The following is a 19,397-nucleotide window of genomic DNA, read 5'->3' on the forward strand; positions in this document are numbered from 1 at the left end:
TATTCTACACCAGTCGGACTCCAGAAGTAGAACACGGTTTGGCTTCAGCCTTGCGCAGATCGTAACTGCCGACTTCATTGAGGCGACGACCACGGTTACTGCGGCAGCGAGATTCTGCTGCTAGACCATGGTCAAGCAGTCATATGTCCGTTTCCCAATCCGATCCATTGCTGAGCTGCTGCTGGTTAAGCTTCGCGAGGTGTCGACGCTATGTCGAGCACGAGCGGCAGTTCGCTCTGCGAATTGTTCCGGCCCGGATCAGCCACCGCGCCGCACGTCGTAAGCAGGCGCGCCTCGGGCTTTCGCGAATTCCGGATGTCGCACCTCATGCGGTGGCCTTTCAATCTTCTCGTTTCCCTTTATAGATCGGTCATCCGCAACGACGACGCGACGAATGACCTACCAAACGTTCCCCTCCTCCACCGGACCGATGGCTGACCGGGTGCGCGTCTTTCCCTGGCAGGACACGGCTCTTGGTCCGATTGGCACTTGGCCAGCCGCTCTAAGGATAACCGTGGACGCGATGCTCGCGTCCAAGTTTCCCCAATGCCTGTTCTGGGGGGACGATTTGATCGCGATCTACAACGACGGGTATCAGCCGATGCTCGGCGAGAAGCCGGAGGCGCTCGGCATCCCGCTTCGCGTCACCTGGGCTGAGACATGGGAGTCGTTGAGGCCTATCGCCGAGACCGCGATGGCCGGCGAAGCAGTCTATTACGAGGACTTCCCTGTCGAAACCACGCGACATGGACATCGGGAGACTGCCTATTTCACATTCTGCTACAGCCCTGTCCGCGATGACGACGGCATGGTTCTGGGAATGATGGACACCGTGATCGAGACAACGGAGGCCGTACGCGCACGGCAGCGCATCGAGTCCGAGAGTGAGCGTTTCAGACAGATGTTCGAGAACGCGCCCGGCTTCATGGCGATGCTGTCCGGTCCCGAGCACGTTATCAGGTATGCCAACCCGGCGTATCAACGGCTCGTCGGTGGACGCGACGTGGCCGGGAAGTCCGTCGCGGACGCCATCCCGGCAGCAGTAGCCGAAGGTTACACGCGACTTCTCGATGAAATTCGTCACACCGGACAGCCTCACTCCGCGTTCGGAGCACTCTCGTCTTTCCACGACAGCGACGGCTCAGTGCGCGAGCGGTATCTGGACTTCGTCTACCAGCCGATCAAAGACGAAAGCGGAAGCGTCACCGATATTTTCGTGTCCGGGATCGACGTCACGCAAAGACAAATCGCGGACGAGGCCGTCCGCAGGTCCGAGGCCCGCTTGCGGTTCCTCGACGACCTCGCCAGGGAGACGAGCGATACACGTGATGCCGATGCGATATTGGCCACGACCACGCGGATGGTAGCGCAGCATCTAGGGCTTTCGAACTGCGCCTATGCCGACATGGACGAAGACGAGGACGGCTTCACTATCAGGGGCGACTGGGCGGCGGAGGGCTCGCCTTCCATTGTCGGCCACTACAGCTTAGCGGATTTCGGACAGCTTGCGGTCTCAAACCTAAGCCGTGGTCTCCCTCTCGTCATCAACGACAACCTCTCCGAACTCGCCCCCGAGGAGGCTCGGACATTCCAGAACATCGGGATCGCGGCGACGATCTGCATGCCGCTGATCCGCGCCGGCAGGCTCACGGCGCTTATGGCCATCCACGACAAGGTTCCGCACCATTGGTCGGAGGAGGAACTCGCTCTTATCAAGGAAGTGACCGAGAGATCGTGGGCGCACATCCAGCGCGTCAGGTCGGAAGCCGCACTGCGCGACACCGCGACGGCCCTTGCCGAGCTCAACAGCACCCTGGAGGCGCGGGTCGAAGAACGGACGGCGGCGCTCGCTCATGCGGAAGAGGCTCTATTGCACTCTCAGAAAATGGAAGCCGTAGGGCAGTTGACGGGTAGTCTGGCCCATGACTTTAACAACATCCTTGCCGGGATCGGCGGCAGCCTGGAACTGATGAACACGCGCCTTGCCCAAGGCCGGATCGCAGACATAGACCGCTACCTTTCCGGGGCGCAGTCGGCGGTCAGGCGCGCCGCCGGTCTGACGCAGCGCCTCCTCGCCTTCTCCCGACGGCAGACCCTCGATCCCAAGGCCTCCGACCTCAACCGCCTTGTCGCCGGCATGCACGAGCTAATCACGCGGAGCGTAGGACCGGCCGTAGACGTCCAAGTGATCGAAGCAGGCGGACTGTGGACGACGTTCGTCGATGTCGGACAGCTGGAAAACGCTCTCCTCAACCTCTGCATCAACGCCCGCGACGCGATGCCGGACGGCGGCAAGGTGACTATCGAGACAGCAAATCGTCTGCTCGACGATCGAGCGGCTAAGGAACGGGGCCTGGCGCCGGGAAGCTATGTAACCCTGTGTGTGAGCGACACGGGAACCGGAATGGCTCCAGACGTCGTCGCCCGGGCGTTTGACCCCTTTTTCACCACCAAGCCGACGGGTCAGGGGACGGGGCTGGGGCTTTCCATGGTGTATGGTTTCGCAGGGCAGTCTGGCGGAACGGTCCGCATCAAATCCGAGGTTGGAAACGGCGCGAAGATCTGCATCTACCTGCCCCGCCACACCGCCGGGTCGGCAGTCGATGAGGAGGCCGTTGACATCGGCGCCATGCCGCGCGCGAAGGACAATGACACCATTCTCGTCGTGGACGACGAGCCGCTGGTGAGAATGGTCGCAGTGGAGATACTTGAGGAGCTGGGCTATAACGTGCTGGAGGCAGACGACGGACCTTCAGCCATGAGAGTGATGCAGGCGAATGCTGACATCGACCTGCTCGTGACGGACGTCGGGCTTCCCAACGGCATGAATGGACGCCAGCTCGCTGACGCCGCTCGCGTCGCGTCTCCGAACCTGAAGGTCATTTTCATAACCGGGTACGCCGAAAACACCGTGCTGAATCATGGGCATCTGGAACGGGGCATGCAGATCATGACGAAGCCTTTCGCAAGCGACGCGCTCGCGCGACGGGTAAAAGACATCATCGCCGGAGACCAAGCTTAGACTCCTGGAATAAGAACCAGTAGATCACAGACGATGCCAATCAGATGATTGAGGAGAACGTCTAGCACAGCGGTCCTGAATGGCTTGATTGCGCCGTCAGTCGTTGAGCCTGCCGATCACGCTCTCCACTTTTGGAACGCTTTTGGTGGATCGGGGGTCGTGTGGGACGGAGGCTTTCCGATCGAAGCACGAGGAAATGCAGGCATCGGCGCCGCGCACGGCCACGGCAGCGCGAAACCAGTCGGAACGTCTTTGCCGTCGGCACACACGCAGCCTATGTGCCGCTCGTTTGCAGTCGCCCGTCTGGCCTTCGCTCAATAGCAGGATGTGAGGCCGACCGTCTCTGTCGAACACGGCGTGAAGCTTGGCGTTCAACCCGGCTTTGGCGCGCCCGATACGTGGGCGACCATTCCCTCCTCACGCAGACCAGCTGCGGTGTGACGAGCGTCGGCTGGAGGCAAAATTTTCAAAGGGGTCGGATCGGCCGCGCGTCGCGGCAAGTTCCGCACGGATACGGTACAACACGTCAAGCTGCCTCTGTCGGATAACGATTGTAGATCGTCCTGTGCGGCCTGTGTTCGCGAGGCATATCCTGCCACCGCGAGGTATTGCGTAGGACGAAGATGATACCGCTCTACACCCCCCGTCACCGACACGCGGCACGCCATCTGACAGACGGACGTAAGGATCGATCAGGCGCATCTGCGCGTCCGACGACAGCATCCGGTTACCCGTGGCAACGTCTCCTTTCCGCTCATGGCGATCCGAAATAAGGGACGCGCCGCGACGCTTTTGCTAGGTCCGGAGCCTGGTCTATCACTTTATCTTAAATATTGCCCGGCATGCTTCTCCCATTGAACTGGATCGGGACATGTTAGCTCGTCGTAAATGCACGCGTCCAAAGCGATCGAGGCCTTTCGCGGGAAAAGCCGCCGAAGGCACAGCGGGAGGTTCGGGCAGCAAGTCCCTCAGGCTGAAAACGCTGAAGCAGGCCTTGCTGACACCGGCGATCTGGCCGGCATTCCAGCCTCTTGTCGACTTTCAAAGCCAGGCGATCATCGGTTTCGAGGTCCTTGCCCGTTGGACCGACCCCGTCGTCGGCGAAATCCCGCCATGCGATTTCGTGCCCTACGCGGAGGCCAATGGACTGATCGATTCCCTTACGCGGAAGATCATAGTCGATTCGTGCCGTGAGGCAGTGTCTTGGCCCGGGGCCTTCGTGCTAGCGATAAACCTGTCCCCGAAACAGTTCGGAAACCGCGACCTTTCAGACCTCGTTATCGACGCGGTCACTTCCACCGCGTTTCCCCTCGCACGTATTCACATCGAGATCACCGAGAGCGCGCTTCTTGAAAACGACGAGAACGTTCGTCGGACTATTGCCAGGCTGAAGGCGGAAGGCATCGGTTTGGCGCTCGACGACTTCGGGACTGGCTTCTCGAGCTTGACGCAGCTCCACGCCTTTCCGTTTGACAAGCTGAAGATCGACATGAGCTTCGTGCGACAACTGGAACATGACAGCGGCAGCCGTAAGATCGTCGCCTCCGTCATCGGCCTGGGTCAGAACCTCGGCATGACGGTCGTCGCAGAGGGCGTGGAGACAGAGCAACAGGCCGTCATCCTCAGGAAGCTGGGGTGCGATGTCGGACAGGGGTGGCTATTTGGAAAGCCCCTCGACGCGTCGCGGACCGCTCGACTGCTGGTATCGCGACCGCAACAACCCCTTGCGCGCCGGGTGAACGGTTCCCTCTTCCAGCGAGTCCATCAGATGGACGCGCTGTACCAGGCGGCTCCGATCGGCCTTTGTTATCTTGACGCCGATCTGCGGTATATCAGCGTTAACGAGCGCTATGCCGAAATGCTCGGCTCGTGTCCCGCCCAAATGGTAGGGCAGCCGGTCGACCGGTTCATGCCGGATCGGGAAGCGCGCCATTTGACGAGAGACCTGCGGCGCATTCTCGATGGCGAGACGATGGTCGTGGATGAGTGCAGAATGGCGGGAACGGCGAACGCCTTCCTTACGATACATCAACGCATCGATGACGACGCGGGCCAAGCGATCGGCATATCTGGCACGGCCATCGACATCACGGACAGGAAACTGATCGAGAACGCCCTCCAGGAAACGGAGGATCACGCTCGCTGGGCCATCGAGTTGAGCCCGAACATCCCTTGGTCGAGCGATGCGGACGGCGCCGTCAACTACATGGGGCCGACACCCGATGACTCCATCAACACGGTCGTCGACCGCATCGCGGACTGGCAAGGCCGAATGCATCCCGACGACAAGCAGCGGGTTCGACAGGAGTGGCTTGCCTGGCTGCCAAGCGGCAAACCGTTCGAGACGATGTTCCGAATGCGGCTGCGCGACGAGACGTGGAGATGGATGCTAAGCCGGGCGCGCCCGCACAGGGACGCGGGTGGCGAGATCGTCAAATGGTACGGTTTGATCAGCGAAGTCGCGGTCCAGGAACGCCTTGAAGCGACCATGGCGAAACTCCATGAAATCGAGCGGAACGCGGAACCGGTTGCCGATGCGGTCGCATCCTCCGATATCCCCACGCTCCAGGCGATCCCGGAAGCGCTTCCAGACGCTTTGTTCGTGTCGATGCTGATGAGGATGTTCGAATTCGCTCCGATCGCGATGGCGATCACGACCAGCGACACCAGAACGTCCAGCTACCTGAAAGTGAACGACGCGTATCTCCGTCTGACCGGCTTGAAATGGGACGACATCCGCGGCAAGAAACTGACATCGGAAGGTGCGGCGATCGACAATCCCGCGCGCGACCGCCGTCATCGTCTCCTCGCCACGAACGGTGCCTACGAGCTGGAAGACGTAGACATCGCCTACGCCGACGGCACTGTGATACCGACGTTGATCTCCGCTCAGCGAACCGTGATCGACGGCACTTCCTTCGATGTTGAGGTCATCATCGACGTATCCGCCCGGGTGAGACAGCAGCGCGAGATAGAAAGCGCCCTGAAGACTTCTGCGCGTACCGACGCCCTTTCCGGCCTTCCAAACAGGGCGAGCTTCGACGAGGCCGTGGCCGAGGCTGTCGCCCGCAACCTCCGGAACGATCGCAAGCTCGCGCTTGCCTACATCGACCTCAACAAGTTCAAGATCGTCAACGACACGTTCGGACATTCGGCAGGGGACGAGGTTCTCAGGATCATCGCGAGAAGGCTGCGGGAAAACTTCCGCGCGACGGACTTCATCGCTCGAATAGGCGGTGACGAGTTCGTCGTGATGCTCGACATCGACCGCAAGCTCGCGGGGGATCTCCAGCTCTACCTTCAGAAAACGATGGAACGGGTATTCAAGCCGATTCCGATAAACGGCCAGGTCACGTTCACGGGCGCCGCCGTCGGCGTAACGTTCCTTCAGGAGAACGACGACGCCCAAAGCTATGTCGAGCGCGCAGACGAATACATGTATATCGCCAAGACGACCGGCGAGCGCGTCGCCGTTGTCTGCTTCGGCCAGTTCCTCGAGCCGCCGGAGATGCCCGCCCGGATATCGGTCAAGACCAACAAGATCTTTTAAGCGAAGCCGCTTCCGATGCTCCCGACAAGCGTCGTCGACCGGAGTTTCTACCAACGGAGCCGGTGATCCTTGCCGCAGGCGGAAGTATGCCCCGATGGCCCTGTTGGTTGCGTTGCGGCTGCCCGACGCCGTCCGGTTGGTTTTTCAAGTCAGAAAAGACCGACCTCCCCAGCGCCCGGGGGCAATCATGACGCTGACGAGGCTCAGAGCGCCGACTACGAAGACCAGACGATGTTCACACGGCGATCCTGTACGTTGATCCGGACTTCCCGGAAAGCCATTCACTGACATACCTGAACCGAGGAGCGACATCGTCCCTGTCAGCGCGTAGACGGAGTTCGGTCGCCTCGTGAGCAGTCCGGTTCGCTCCCGAAAACACCACCGGTTTGAACGACGTCGGCTTACCACTCGCGGTCCTGGACTGCTTGAAGAAAGTGACGCTTCCCAGCAGCAGCAGCTCCTGACCCAGACATACCTGATCGGGCAGCCGAGAATATCGATCGACCAGTCTCCCGTCCCGTAGACCGTATTCGGTGAGCTCGAGAATGACCTGGACGTTCTGCTCCCAGTTGACCGGCCATCCGAGACGCGCAAGAACTTCTGCGCTTTCGATAACTGCCTCGAGAGCCTCATGGTGCGCCGGAGTGAGACCGTCAATCGCGCCGGTACCGAACCGAACGCGTTCCATCTCGCCCAGCCGCTCGACGTAACGTTCCAGTGCCGCGCCCAGTCCCGAGACCCTTTCCCAACGCCCGGGAACATACGCGACTTCGGGATCGAGGCGGAACTCCACGGAGAAATTGGCGACCCTCGTATCCTGGCATAGGCCAGAAGCCTCCTCGAGTGTTTCGAACGCTGCCTCTTTCCTCATCAACGACGTCAGAAGCCTTTGATGATATCGCTCCAGCCGTTCAGACTGACCGTGTTCCATGCAACCTCCCCGGAAACTACGTTCATAAAAGGGTCGCTCCGTTTCGCGACGGCCGCAAGACCGCATGCGGATTGAGGCTTTGCTCACTGCCATGCCGCCACCTGTCGCGAAGTAGGTCGATCACGAGGCAGTCAGCGTCAGACGGCATTCGGTGCCGAGCAAGCCTTACTGTCGGACACTCGATCGACCCGCCCGGAGTTCGCATTGCGGCCAGGTTGAAAAGTAGACGCATTCGGCCGTTTGGCCCCGGTGCGAAATCACTGGGGTAAAGCGAACGAAATGAAGCTGACCGAACTGCGTCCGTGCGGCTCGACATCTGGGACCGCCATCTTTTCGCTTTCAGGCTTGCGACGGATTTCTCGTTTTCTTCTTGAGCATAAGAAACAGTTCGAGTGGGACCGAGCGGAGGGCTTGGCGGTCAGTGCGCGCTACCTGCCCGCACCTAAGTCCATGTTGCCCGACGACGACATCGCTGCGCTGAACGAGGCGGTGGCTATTCGTCACGGATGCCCAGTTCCTCTAGAAGCTGGTGGATCACGCCTATCTGAGCATCGTTGACCCGGTACTGCCTCTTTCGTTCTTGCAGCCAACTGACCTCTCGGGGCGCGATCTTCCATTCGCCGTGCTGCTTGTGGACAAACGCATAGGCATCGCGCCAGGTCATTTCGTCTTCCTGGCGGAACATGAAGCGAACCGCCGGAAGCATTTCCCACTCATGGACACTCGTCATGACCCCTATTTGCAAGCCAGACACACGGGAAGCGATCCGGCTTCCAGTCACCCTCCAAGCCGACTCCGCGAGGACCGTATCGATGTCCGAATGGTAATCCAAAACGAGAGGTGGGTGGGCGCCTGCGGCCCTCTTGCCTGCGGCGACGACGGCGTCTTTGCATTCCTGTATATCGTAGATGGAATCGTCGTCCCGTGGCACACGTGTCGCCACTTCTGTCTTTAGCGCACCTAGTGCTTCGGAGTATTCGGCCTCCGCGTTTGCGAGGACCAGGCTGAAACGCTTGGCGGTCTCGTCGGATGCCAGTCCAACATAGTCGTCAGTGGGATTGCGGTCGGAGCGTAGATAGACATCGACTACCGTCTGGTTGTCGCGCAGGCCAGCACGCGCGATGGCTGAGTTGCGATATGTCTGCGGCCGACCTTCTGCCGTGTCCTCGATCCAGAGCGCAGTGCCGCGGAGTTTAGCGAACCTACCTACCAGAGAGACGATTGCCTCGTCCAAGTCGCCGTCAACCGGAACGCTCGTAAAGACGAGTTCTCCCAGAACGAGGTACAGGTAGCTCTTGTCGTTCGCGTTCATGGTGTCTGCCTTTCATGCGGGCGAATATTTCGTCGAGGCCGTGGCCGCGCACGATGACGCCGCTGCAGCTTACGAGCCTGGACTGAACATTTTCTGGTTTGCAAAGGCCTGTCAGCCCTATGATACAGATATGCTCGCCGGAGAAATTCGCTGTGTCCAGAGTTATCTTGCAGTACCTGCAGGCCAGTGAGAGAAGGCTGAAAACGCGCGCTAGCCCGTCGGTCGGCCGTGAAAGCCGCAACGGCCCGAAGCGCCCGCGCGACTTACCGAGTTCGCTCCACAGATACTCATCAGTAAGTCCGACGTGTTCCCATCCGAGCGGAGCGACGTGAGCGAGCAACTCGTCAGGCCCAACGATGCCGGCGCTACGCAGGTGCGGAACGGCGCGATCAACAGCGCCTGCGGCGACGTGGTCACCTTATCAACAATCCATTAGCGTAGATGCCGGAGGAGGCATAAGGCGGCTATCAGGGATCAACTGCGACCGCCTACTCACGAACTAGCCTGGATTCAGGTTTGCAAAGCGCCCTCACCTCTGCGCCGTCTACCTGTCCTGTGGCAAGCAGTCGGGCGACGAGAAGGTTCATTTCGCTCCGCCTAACCGCAAGCAGCGCGGAGGCACGATCAAGCTGGGCCTGGAGCCGCCCGTCCACAAGGCGGCGAAGCTCGGGATCTTTGTCTCTCAAGTCCTCTAACGGACGGTCCCCCCTTCCCAACTGGACCGACAGCATATCGCCGAAGCCGTAGTGCCGCTCCAGCTGCGTGGCGATGTCGCTCGCCACCAAAAGGTCGGACCCGGCAGACCCGCCGGCTCCGTCCCCGTGCTTTCCGTAGGCGATCCTCTCGGCCGCGATGCCGCCGAGAAGCATTGCAAGATGGTCGTTGTAGTATTCGACTGTTCTAACCCTCCCCTTTCGCCGCTCGAATACGGTTGCCCCAGCGGACTGAGGCGACACTCCCAGTCGTACTTCGCGTTCGATCCGTACGAATTCGAGGACATCGCTTCCCAACGCCACTCCCACGATCGCGTGCCCTGCCTCGTGGACAGCCGTGTGGCGAAGCTCGTCCTCGCTTAGGACGTAGCGTGCTGGCATTGCCTCGAAAACCAGCTCCATCGTCACGGCCGCCCGCCGGCTTCGGCAGAGCCGCCTGGTGTCGCGTGCCAGCTTCTCGATGTCCGCGCCTGACCACCCGACGGTTCCGGCCGCGAACCGGGCGGTATCGCCGGTCAAGGCATCCGTCCCGAGATAGTGTCGCAAGATCGCCATTCGGGCATCGGCGTCAGGCAGCGTGATCTCGACGAGCGTCTCGAGTCTACCCGAACGAAGCAGGGCGCGGTCGATCGCCGACGGGTTGTTGGTCGCTCCCACGACCACCACGCCTTCCCGTCCCTCGGCCGGGTCCAGGCACTCCAGCATGGCGTTGATGACCTGACGCTTGTAGTCCCGATGGTCGTCGTCGCCGGGGCTGTCTCGGTCTCCGAAACTATCGAACTCGTCTACGAACAGGATGCTTGGAGCCTGTTTGGCCGCGAGCGCGAAGGCTGTGCGCATGGACTTCAGGTAGTCTCCCAAGTGCCCGGCCGCCTGCCATCGCGCAGCCGACGCGAGAACCAGTTTCACGCCGCAAGAGTTCGCGAGAGCCGTCGCGTAAGCGGTCTTGCCGGTCCCGGGCGGGCCGTGCAGAAGCGCTCCGCGGTCGACATCCTCCCATGCGATTTCTCCTGCCTTCCACGCGCGCAGGTCCTCGGCGAGCTGGAGGCCCCAAGTCTTCGCCGCTCCGTACCCGGCCAGGTCCTCGAGAGCCGGCCTTTTCGGTTTGGCGGGCGCGGGTTTCTCCGTATCCCGCTCGGCCGCCGCCCGTTTAAGGTAGCGGACGACGGTGGACAGAGGCCTTGTCTCCGTGATGGCCGCGGATAGAAAGTCGAACGAGAAGCCCGTCATCAGAGCGGCGATCTCCGGGGTCATGCCGGTCATCCCGATCTCACGCGCAGCCGCCTCGTAGTGTCGGGCGGGCGGAGGAGGAATAATGGCGACGACGTCGGCCGCCGCCCTGATTTCAGACGGAACATGTTCGAGACGCTCCGTCAGAAGCACGATCTGCCTACCGTGACGATAACGCCTGTACAACGAGCGTGGTTCGACGGCGACATCGTTGAGGGCGAGGACGACCGCCAGCTTGTTGCCCTCGTCATCGACGGGCATGGGATCCGCGATCAGCGCTTCGGCCGCTCGCCTGTAATATTCGCAGGTGTCCTGCGGGACATGGAGAACGACGACGAACGGCAGGTCTCGGTGGCGGCGGATGAACGGTCGCAGGGCGTTCCGAACTCCGTATTTCGCAGCGGTGACGACGAAGTCTGCCTGTCTCTCGCGTTGATGGATCGTGTAGGACGACATCTCGAATCTCTCTCTTGATCGGGGAACGGCGCACTCATGTCACGGTGCTATTCGTCTGACCGTCGTCTCGGGCCCGAGCGGAGCCTCGTCGAGATCGACTTCGAGGTATCGATTGAGGATAAGGGATGCCAGCCCGGCGACCGGTTTCACCTCCTGGAACGCGTTGAGGCATTCGAAGATCGACATCGAGCCGTTCGCGTCAAGGGCGCCAAGCAGCCGGAGCCGATCTCCGAGCGGGACGACGTAGTTGCCGTATCTCAGGAGGTCCTTGGCGTTCTTCAGACGGAAACCGTCGTACACCTCTTCGCGGGACATCTGACGATAGGAGAGGTTTCGGCGACGCGTCGCCTCTTCCATACTCGCAAGATCGGCTTGAAGCTCGCGGTCGTGGGCATCGACAAGGACCGTGGCCCCGTTGTCGTAGACCACCTCAAAGTCGGGAACGTGATCAAGTTCGACGATCCTGACGGTGGTGCACCTCCACAGAAGGACCGAAGGATCGAGATCGATCACGCATGCGGCGTCCCGAGCCGCCTGCGAGCGGAACACCCTTTTGCCATCGCAACGCATCGTCGATGACGGATAGTATGATCTAGCGTGTTCTGAATTTTTCTTGACCGTGTCCTGCACGGCCTGCACGTCGACATTCATGACAACCTCATACGCAAAAACGGTTGTTCGCCGCCGCGGTCATCGCGGCGAGCAGATCAACGTATTCGTATGAGCAGGCTTTTTTCCATGTCGGGAACAAAAGCAGAACGCGTAGCGGGAGTCAACCGGCCGGCCGACGTTTGTCGTTGAGATCGAACCTTGGACGACGCCGGTATCCATTCGGTCGGGAGGCTGGATCAGTACCAGGCTCATCGGTCGTAAACCGGACCGGCCGCTACCCTTTCGATGTGTTCGACCTGCGGTCTCGCGGCCGCGAGGGATCGTGCGACTTCTGTCTCGGCATTCGGAGACGGATTGGTTCCGCAGAATAACGTAACCGTAGCCGGTCTGTTTTACTGCGGCTTCTCCCCATGCCTATGGTCTCTTAAAGACCCTCGGTAAGCACGTACGGAACGGTCGATGCGGATGGCTCCGGTTATGACGCCCGACGGCGTCCTGTCTCCGTCGCCATGTCCTCGCACGGCGTGGTGCCGGAAGTCTGTGGCGGAGGTCGTTCCGCTTGCCAGACACAGCGGAACCCCTCCCCCGCGCGTGTATCGGCAAGATCTGCAAAAGTCGGTAGATCAGCAGGCATTGAAGAGCGCCGAAAACAGCGTTACGCGGCTGGCCGGATCATAATATTTCACTCGCTCCGTCGAAGCCCTATTTTGTCCGACTCCGCAGAGGGCGAACTTTAATCTGGAGGCGCTATCGAGGTTTACAGCTTCTCGCCTATTGGCGTTCTTCCTGCAAAACGGGACGACGCGGAACTTTTCACGGTTTGGTGGAAAACCCAGCCAAGAATGCGATTAGGTCCGTATGGTGCAAGGGGACCTTTCCCTATAGGGGATCTCGGTTTATGGACGGCGTTGTTCCCACGGCAAGGATGCGCCTGCGATAATTCGGCATCGAGCGCATTAGTGGTTGCCAGTCGCTGGCATACTGATTTCCATAGCTCCACGGGTCTGCCCCGCCGTCGACCGCCTTTAGTATTTCGTCATCGTGGTTCGTATCGTGGTGAAAACGGAACGCGGTGCTGGGCTCGTTGTCTCCGTTGAGGATCTGTATCCAGTAGCCTGCAGCGTCCGTGGAAGCGAATACCTCGGCGAGGGTCATCTCCGCCGGCCGATGCGTTTTGCGGTCGACCACTTCTCCCCTAAATGTTCCCGGCGAAGTCTTCAACGCGAGCCGTCTCGCGCGCAGTTCCCCGGCGAGGGTACCGTCGCCGACGTGGGCGAACGTGTTGGCTGGACCGGTCTCGCTGGCGACCTCGACGACCCTCGTCGGCGCGTCGATGCCGTTGACGTAGGAGTAGACGACGGGCACCCGTGGATCGTCCACGGGGAACCAGACTATGCCTTCGAGCGCGCACATTCCGTTTTCCGCCAAGAATTTCCCGGCTTCGAGCTTCAGTTCCGCCTGACCTTGTAGACTGGCGGCGTCGTCGGCGATTGTTCCCCTGCCTACGGCGAAGAAATCCGAGCCGTTGTTGTAGCCCTCGTCGTCCCAGTCGAAGATGTCCGAAGCGTAGCGCTGCGTGACGACGTTTCCGTCCGCGGCGACCAGGTGCACCAGATAGGCTTCGAACCGCGGATCCCGTTTGTTATCGACATGATGCCATTTCCCGGCGAAGACGATTTTCGTGGTATCGAGGCGTGCGAGCTCGCGGGCTCCTTTCACGATCGAGCTCTCGTAATTGTCGATCATGTCGGCAAGCTGGCCCTGTGGATGCGAAGCCGCACCGCCGACATAGCCTTTGACGCTACAGCCGACGACCTCGATAGCAGCGTCCGGGCCGGCGAAAACGAGCTGTCCCACGTACCAGCGTGTGTCCGGGTCTTTCACGCCCTCCGACGGGTCCGGCAAGTACTTCGAGATACGGTGAAGGTCGGTTGTCATGTGTCAGGATCCTAGTAGCCGCGTTGTGGCCAGTTGCCGGGGAAGTTCCAGCGAAGCCCCGCAGCACGTCGTTTGCAGAGAATGGCGACCGGGAGGGCCGATATCAAAATGCTGACGCCGAATTGCGACCGTGGCAACCCTGAAAGACGCTTTCTGTTTACAGCGCTTCGCGCGGCAGAGTCCGGCGTCTTGCGGATCGGCGGCGCGCACTACGAAGCTGATAGGGTTGCTGGCGTTCGCGTAGACGTCAAGTGTCAGCCCATGTTGCCGACGATGTCGCGCGCAGCATTGTTGAAAGCCGGGTCGCTCCTCGGTTCGTTGTAACGTTGTGGAGATTGCACATCGAACCTCCGCCTCAATGACTGTGCGGCTCGACTGTCTTCCTGTTCATGTGGCAACATTACCCGGGCGGCGAGCCTTTTCGGCAGCCGCCGCCATGGGCGTAGGCTGCGCTTATCGGTTCTGGAAAGGCAAATGCCAGAAAGGCGACTGTCAGATGTCGCATCGTCACCATCCTCCTGCTCGACGGTCAGCCGCGCGGTCGCCGCAGCGTCTGCCTCTGGCGTCTCGCTGCCACGAATACCGGCAGTTTCCCTGATAGCTTGGGTAGGATGGCGCCCCGCAGTTGTTGTTTGAGCAGACAGCCACCGCTGTTCCGATGAGCGCTACCGCAACTATGGCGGCGGCAGCCTGGTCCTGTTGCTGGACCATTGCAGGACAGTCGTAGGTTTGAATTCCCCTGCGGTTGAGTTCGACGGCAATCTGCTGTTGGAAAACCGGATCCATTGCCTGCAGGAAGGTTCGACACAAGGACGCCTGACTCACGGCCTTGGGATTTTTGGCAAACTCCGCCGGTGTGATGGTTGTGCAGCTTGCCAAGGCAAGCGTCATCAACGCGACGATTGCTGCCCGCGCAAAACGATTGATTTTCAACGCTGTCTCCCCCGAATTTCCGGGGATAATGTCACAACTATACGAAGAGTCGAGTCGACTGATAACGGAATGAAGGTTTTAATTTGGGATCATCCGCAGTCAACCGCTAGGCGCATGTGTCGTCGGTGATGGCGGGTCCGCCTCGCTCGTTTTAAGCCGTATCACTCGCACCAAATGTTCTAGGCGTTTGGCCATGACTGTGCGTGTCCCGCGCTGACAACGACGCGCCCAGCGCGACGTATGTCGGACAGCTTCGTTCGGACGAGTGATCTCCTATCGGATGTCCGATCCTCTGTGCCACGGTGGTTGATCCGGTAGCCTTGGGCCATCAGCTCCAACATGAGTGCCGTCACATACGCCGTCAAAGCGGCCTCGCCTTCCGTGGCTATCGTCACCGCCTCGCCTGTTGGTATGTAAACAAGGTCGCCGGCGCCCGTCGAAACCGGGAGCCGTCTCTCAAAGACAAACATGGCATCGCGGACGGCCATGGTCTGGGTCAGGGACTGGTCAGGAGCGTGACGGCCATACTGGATTGTTCACTTCTCGATGAAATACCCTGAACCGACGCCGACTGCCGCCGCTGCATCCGGCAAGTTAGGCCTGATGGTCGAAAGGGGCGCGAACAGCCGGGAGCGGCCCGCGGCCCGAAGTTGGACAATGCGCTGGACCTTGATCCCGGCTCTCCCGACGATCAGCTCGTCGGGGTCAGCGCTGGGGCTCAACGACGGCGCCGTGCTGCTCAGCCACGACACCAGACCGAATACTTCCGTGAGACTAGCGGGCCTCGAGGCTTACTCTCCCCGGACAGTTGGTTGCTTCCTAAGTAAGCATTCGCTGACAAGAAGAAGATTGGAAGACTCGAAGCCGATTTATAGAGGCTTCGGAACACCCTACCACTGTTGGAACTCGACTATACCGATGCTGTCGGTGAAGGGGACTGTGCCATTGGGATAGCCGCGTACGAGGTTCCACCGATCGAGCCGGAATAAGGCGGAACGTCTGACGCAGGCCTACCTGCTCCGACATCCCCACAAGGTCTTGACGACCAATTTGTCGCTCCACACCACGTCCATACGGGGTTCCGTTACGTTGGTGTCACCAGCAGACGCTGTCGCATCGATGACAAAACCTGGATGCACGACCGCGGAGGCGCGAAGCGAATGAACAATGGCGCTGATTCCTTTTGCGGTCAGCGTAGTCCGGTCATGCTCTCGGAAATTATTTCCCGTTCATTCACTCAGTCGCAACATACCTTCCGGACATAGGTATTCCCGAAGGTGACCATCGCGTCCGCCGCTATGAGGCCGCTTGCCTTCAGCGCGTTCGAAATGTCTTTCGCCTGCCGCTCCTCGTACACGTCATGCAGCGTGACGGCGATCCAGCCGCTGGCTGCCAGATGGGCTGCCAGCGGAACCGGGGATCCACTGATGAACGAACGCGCTTCCTTCAGCGTGCGGAAGCTCTTGACCTGGACGAACCTGCCGTTACCGCCCGGCTCTTCGAACTCGCTCACCCTTACCCACGAGTAGTGAAGGTAGCCCGTGGACCTCCCGACGGACACCCGGTACCAGTCTCCGAGTGGTTCTTCTATCTCGACGGGACTTCCGTTCGACGCGTACCCAAGCGTCTTCGCGTCACCGTTCGCCGCCTGCTTCAACGGGGCCACGCCCTTGGGATGGCGGACGAACCCGCTGCGGGCTCGGGGAACGAAAAGCGTCTCGTTTTCCGAGCCCGCCTCTTCGACCGGAAGGTTTACGGAAGCGACCGGGGGCAGCGGACCGACAACCGGTCGCGTATCCGGAGCGGCCGCGGACGCTGGATACGCCGCTGGATAGCAGAGGATCTGAAAAACCGACGGGGTGACGAGGTCGGCGAGATCGGCTGTGGAGAGCGTACTCGCGCCGACGGAAGCGGAGGCCGGCTGTGACGCCAGGCTCTGAGATTGCAGGAATAGCTCCGCTACGGATGCGCGGATGGCGAAATTGACGTTCTGCGCCGCGACCCCGATCTCGTCCTCTGTTTTTTTCGACAGCGTGGCGCTGGTGATGCCGATCAGGTTTCCCGAGCGGTCGACGAGCGGACCTCCCGAATTGCCGGGTTGGATCGGGGTCGAGATCTGGAGATACCGCGTGTCGTTCCGTATCCCGGCAAGCGCGTTGACGTTGCCGGTGGTGATCTTGACGGAATCCGCAAGAAGGGCAGCGAGTGGGAAGCCTATAGCGACGATATCTTCGCCGAGCCGCGTCGGCGAGTTGCGGAATGCAAGAGGTCGCAATGACTCCATCGTGGTGAGTTTCAACGCCGCCAAATCGTTCGTGGCGTCGACCCTGATGTCCGTCGCGTCACCTTTCCCTTTGACCTCGATCCGCCCGCACCCTTCGACCACGTGCGCATTGGTAAGTAGCCACCCGTCAACCGTGACTGCGAAGCCGGTCCCGGAAGAGGCGGGATCCTCGGCGAAACAGTTGAGGGCATGGGCGCTGGCCAGGCCAACGGCGACAGCGAAGCGGCATGCGATTTTCATTTGACCTCTTCCATATGCTCCGAGACCAAAGCCTTCGGGCTTGATTTCCAACCTCGGTTGCCAGCACTGACCAACGGGACCTGTCGTTGTTGCCGATGTTCAAACCTCGGCCACGCCTCGTTATGACGCGGGGTGTCCATCAGCGAGGAGTTGCGTCATACGGAGACAAAGTACCGTCTACGTCACCCTCATGGTAGCGCTCGAACGCGTGGGACCCACCGACGGCACCGATCCATGACATCAGTCGCCACGGGCCCGCTTGAGGTTTTCGTCGATGGCCCGGTAGCAGACTTCCACCGGGCCGATGTCGACCTTCCGCAACAACTTCCACTTCGATCGGTCGTAATCGAAGAACTCCGTGAAACAGCGTCCGGCCTCGTAGTCCAGCCATTGCGCCGCTAGGAGCCGGCTGTCGAGCTGGAACCGCAGGTCCAGGTACGTGTTGTCTTCGCCGCCTCGTGGAAAGCGCGCCGGTTGCCCGGTGCGGTTGTCGGCGACGACGACGTTGGAGCATCCGGAACCGCACCCGTACTGGATGACCGAGTAGTGTCCGGCAAAATCGGGTCCCCGCATCATGCTCTCCCTGATGCGGGTCCTGAAGGCGTTGAACTCCCTGTCGCGGCCCTTGAAGTCCGGCAACGACGTCTTCCCCTTCAGCTCCCCTCGGCTGGGATAGGCAGAGGGAACCGGCATCCGGACGTCGGTGGCCGGCGCGGATAGGGCTGTCGCCGGGGGTCCGCCCGTGCACGCGTGCCAGTCCATCTGATATCCGGCTTCGCCTTCGCGTCCATAGCACCAACCCACGCGTTGGAGCTTGGCGTCCGTCACCGCGCGACGGTCGCACGCGGCAAGCGTCTCGGGACTGTCGCCGCCGCCGCCGCGGCACTGCCCGTTCTCCTCGGACCAGCGCGCTATGACGCGCGCGGGCATCCTCACGTCTCTGTCGACCTCGATGACCTCTCCGCTTTCCGAAGAAGCCTTCCCCGTGACAGGGTCCCAGTTGAGCGAGAAACGCGCGGAACCGGATGATAACCGGCCGCCTGTATCCCGCCTCGCGAACCATTCGACGACGCCCTCTACCCGACAGGTTGCCGCGCATGCGACCTTCTCAGAGCCGCTCTTCACGAAGTACGCTCTTGCTGGCCACCGCTTCGCGAATGTGCGCTTCTCCTCCAGGACTTTAGCCTTAGTTGTCGCCTTGCCGTAAAATTCCACGAGGTCTTCGTATGCTCCGTCCATGAAAGCGAGCGCTTGGTCGTTCGGCATGGACCATGCGTCGTGGTAGGCGTACGCGAAAGCCATGGCCTTCTGTTCGGCCGTCTCGCTATGCTGCGCTCCTGCGCCTGTGACACGCGGGGCATCCGTCGCAGGAGCAACGCTCGGCACGTTCGCGCCCTTTTCGATGCGGGCCTCCTCCTCCCCGAAGTCACCTGAGATCACGCGATAGGTGCGCATTTCGCCCAACGTGAGGTAGCGCATGTCGTCGCTCGGGATGGAAAGGCTAAGTTGGAGCAACCGCGGATCGACGCCCATCTCGACGAGGTAGGTCATAATCTCGGCCGTCATGGACTGCACCGCCGTCACGGCCGCTTGCCTGTCGAGGGCGGAATCCGGCGCGAAAGACGACTGGTGGACTCCGATCGATCCCGCTTCCGCCTGACGGACGGCGCCGCCCGAGAAAGCCAGGGCACATGCGGACGCGCATTCCGCGGTGCGAAACTGCACGGTCGCGAGCCCAAGCGCCCGTATGACACGCCCGTAAGCGATGGCAGTCATGACGTTCCCGCCGCCGCTCTCGAACGTGACGATTTTCGCGCCGCTTGCCGCGACTTCTCTCGCAAGGGACTGCGGATCATCAGATGGGGTGAACGTGCCCTTCAGCAGGATGACCGTCGGGGCGTTTTCGATGGGAACCCGGTGGAGCGTGATGTCGGCGCGCACGGGAGCGCAGAAGAGCATGGTCGCCGCGAGCGCTCTCACGAAACAATAAAGAACTGACAAAGCACCCTCCACGGTGGATGCAGACTAGCCGATATCTCGAAGGGTGCAACATGCGCTGGACCGCTCTACGGCGGTTTCGGATCGCGACAGCTCAGTTTCATGTGCCGGCGGCCGCGTCGCAGAGGCCGGAGCGGGGGGATAACGGCCCGCCGAACGCGCGGTGCAGGATGCGGGA

10 protein-coding genes are annotated in these 19,397 nt (G+C 60.9%); 2 read left to right on the forward strand and 8 right to left on the reverse strand.

The genetic code is table 11. The features are described 5' to 3' along the window. Positions 1-394 precede the first annotated feature (394 nt). Positions 395-3,022, forward strand: a complete 2,628-nt coding sequence (locus ASG25_RS09520) for a response regulator (protein ID WP_244479356.1) — start codon at positions 395-397, stop codon at positions 3,020-3,022. A gap of 871 nt (positions 3,023-3,893) precedes the next feature. Further along, positions 3,894-6,572, forward strand: coding sequence for an EAL domain-containing protein (locus ASG25_RS22210; protein ID WP_082480035.1), 2,679 nt, complete (start codon positions 3,894-3,896; stop codon positions 6,570-6,572). Positions 6,573-6,807: 235 nt separating this feature from the next. Here the strand turns inward: ASG25_RS22210 and ASG25_RS09530 are convergent, their stop codons facing one another. From ASG25_RS09530 to ASG25_RS09580, 8 genes are all read right to left on the reverse strand, one after another. After that, complete coding sequence (locus ASG25_RS09530) at positions 6,808-7,503, reverse strand: hypothetical protein (RefSeq protein WP_062472894.1); 696 nt, start codon at positions 7,501-7,503, stop codon at positions 6,808-6,810. Positions 7,504-7,996: 493 nt separating this feature from the next. Continuing rightward, positions 7,997-8,815: a hypothetical protein gene (locus ASG25_RS09535; RefSeq protein WP_062472895.1), complete on the reverse strand. Its 819-nt coding sequence runs from the start codon at positions 8,813-8,815 to the stop codon at positions 7,997-7,999. Positions 8,816-9,303: 488 nt separating this feature from the next. After that, positions 9,304-11,214 carry an AAA family ATPase gene (locus tag ASG25_RS09545; protein WP_082480041.1) on the reverse strand — a complete coding sequence of 637 codons (1,911 nt, stop codon included), beginning with the start codon at positions 11,212-11,214 and terminating at the stop codon, positions 9,304-9,306. A 39-nt stretch (positions 11,215-11,253) separates the two neighbouring features. Next, complete coding sequence (locus ASG25_RS09550; protein WP_244479357.1) at positions 11,254-11,844, reverse strand: hypothetical protein; 591 nt, start codon at positions 11,842-11,844, stop codon at positions 11,254-11,256. An 861-nt stretch (positions 11,845-12,705) separates the two neighbouring features. Continuing rightward, positions 12,706-13,764 (reverse strand): hypothetical protein, encoded by a 1,059-nt coding sequence (locus ASG25_RS09555; RefSeq protein ID WP_062472901.1) that lies wholly within the window; start codon positions 13,762-13,764, stop codon positions 12,706-12,708. A 507-nt stretch (positions 13,765-14,271) separates the two neighbouring features. Beyond that, positions 14,272-14,697, reverse strand: a complete 426-nt coding sequence (locus ASG25_RS22220) for a hypothetical protein (RefSeq protein WP_162242177.1) — start codon at positions 14,695-14,697, stop codon at positions 14,272-14,274. Between the two features lie 1,237 nt (positions 14,698-15,934). Beyond that, on the reverse strand, positions 15,935-17,221 hold the full coding sequence (locus ASG25_RS09575) for a serine protease (protein WP_082480043.1): 1,287 nt from the start codon (positions 17,219-17,221) through the stop codon (positions 15,935-15,937). Between the two features lie 240 nt (positions 17,222-17,461). Next, positions 17,462-19,162, reverse strand: a complete 1,701-nt coding sequence (locus ASG25_RS09580) for a hypothetical protein (RefSeq protein WP_244479358.1) — start codon at positions 19,160-19,162, stop codon at positions 17,462-17,464. Between the last annotated feature and the right edge of the window lie 235 nt (positions 19,163-19,397).

Source organism: Rhizobium sp. Leaf384, assembly GCF_001424065.1.
In the GTDB taxonomy this organism is placed as follows: Bacteria; Pseudomonadota; Alphaproteobacteria; order Rhizobiales; family Rhizobiaceae; genus Ferranicluibacter.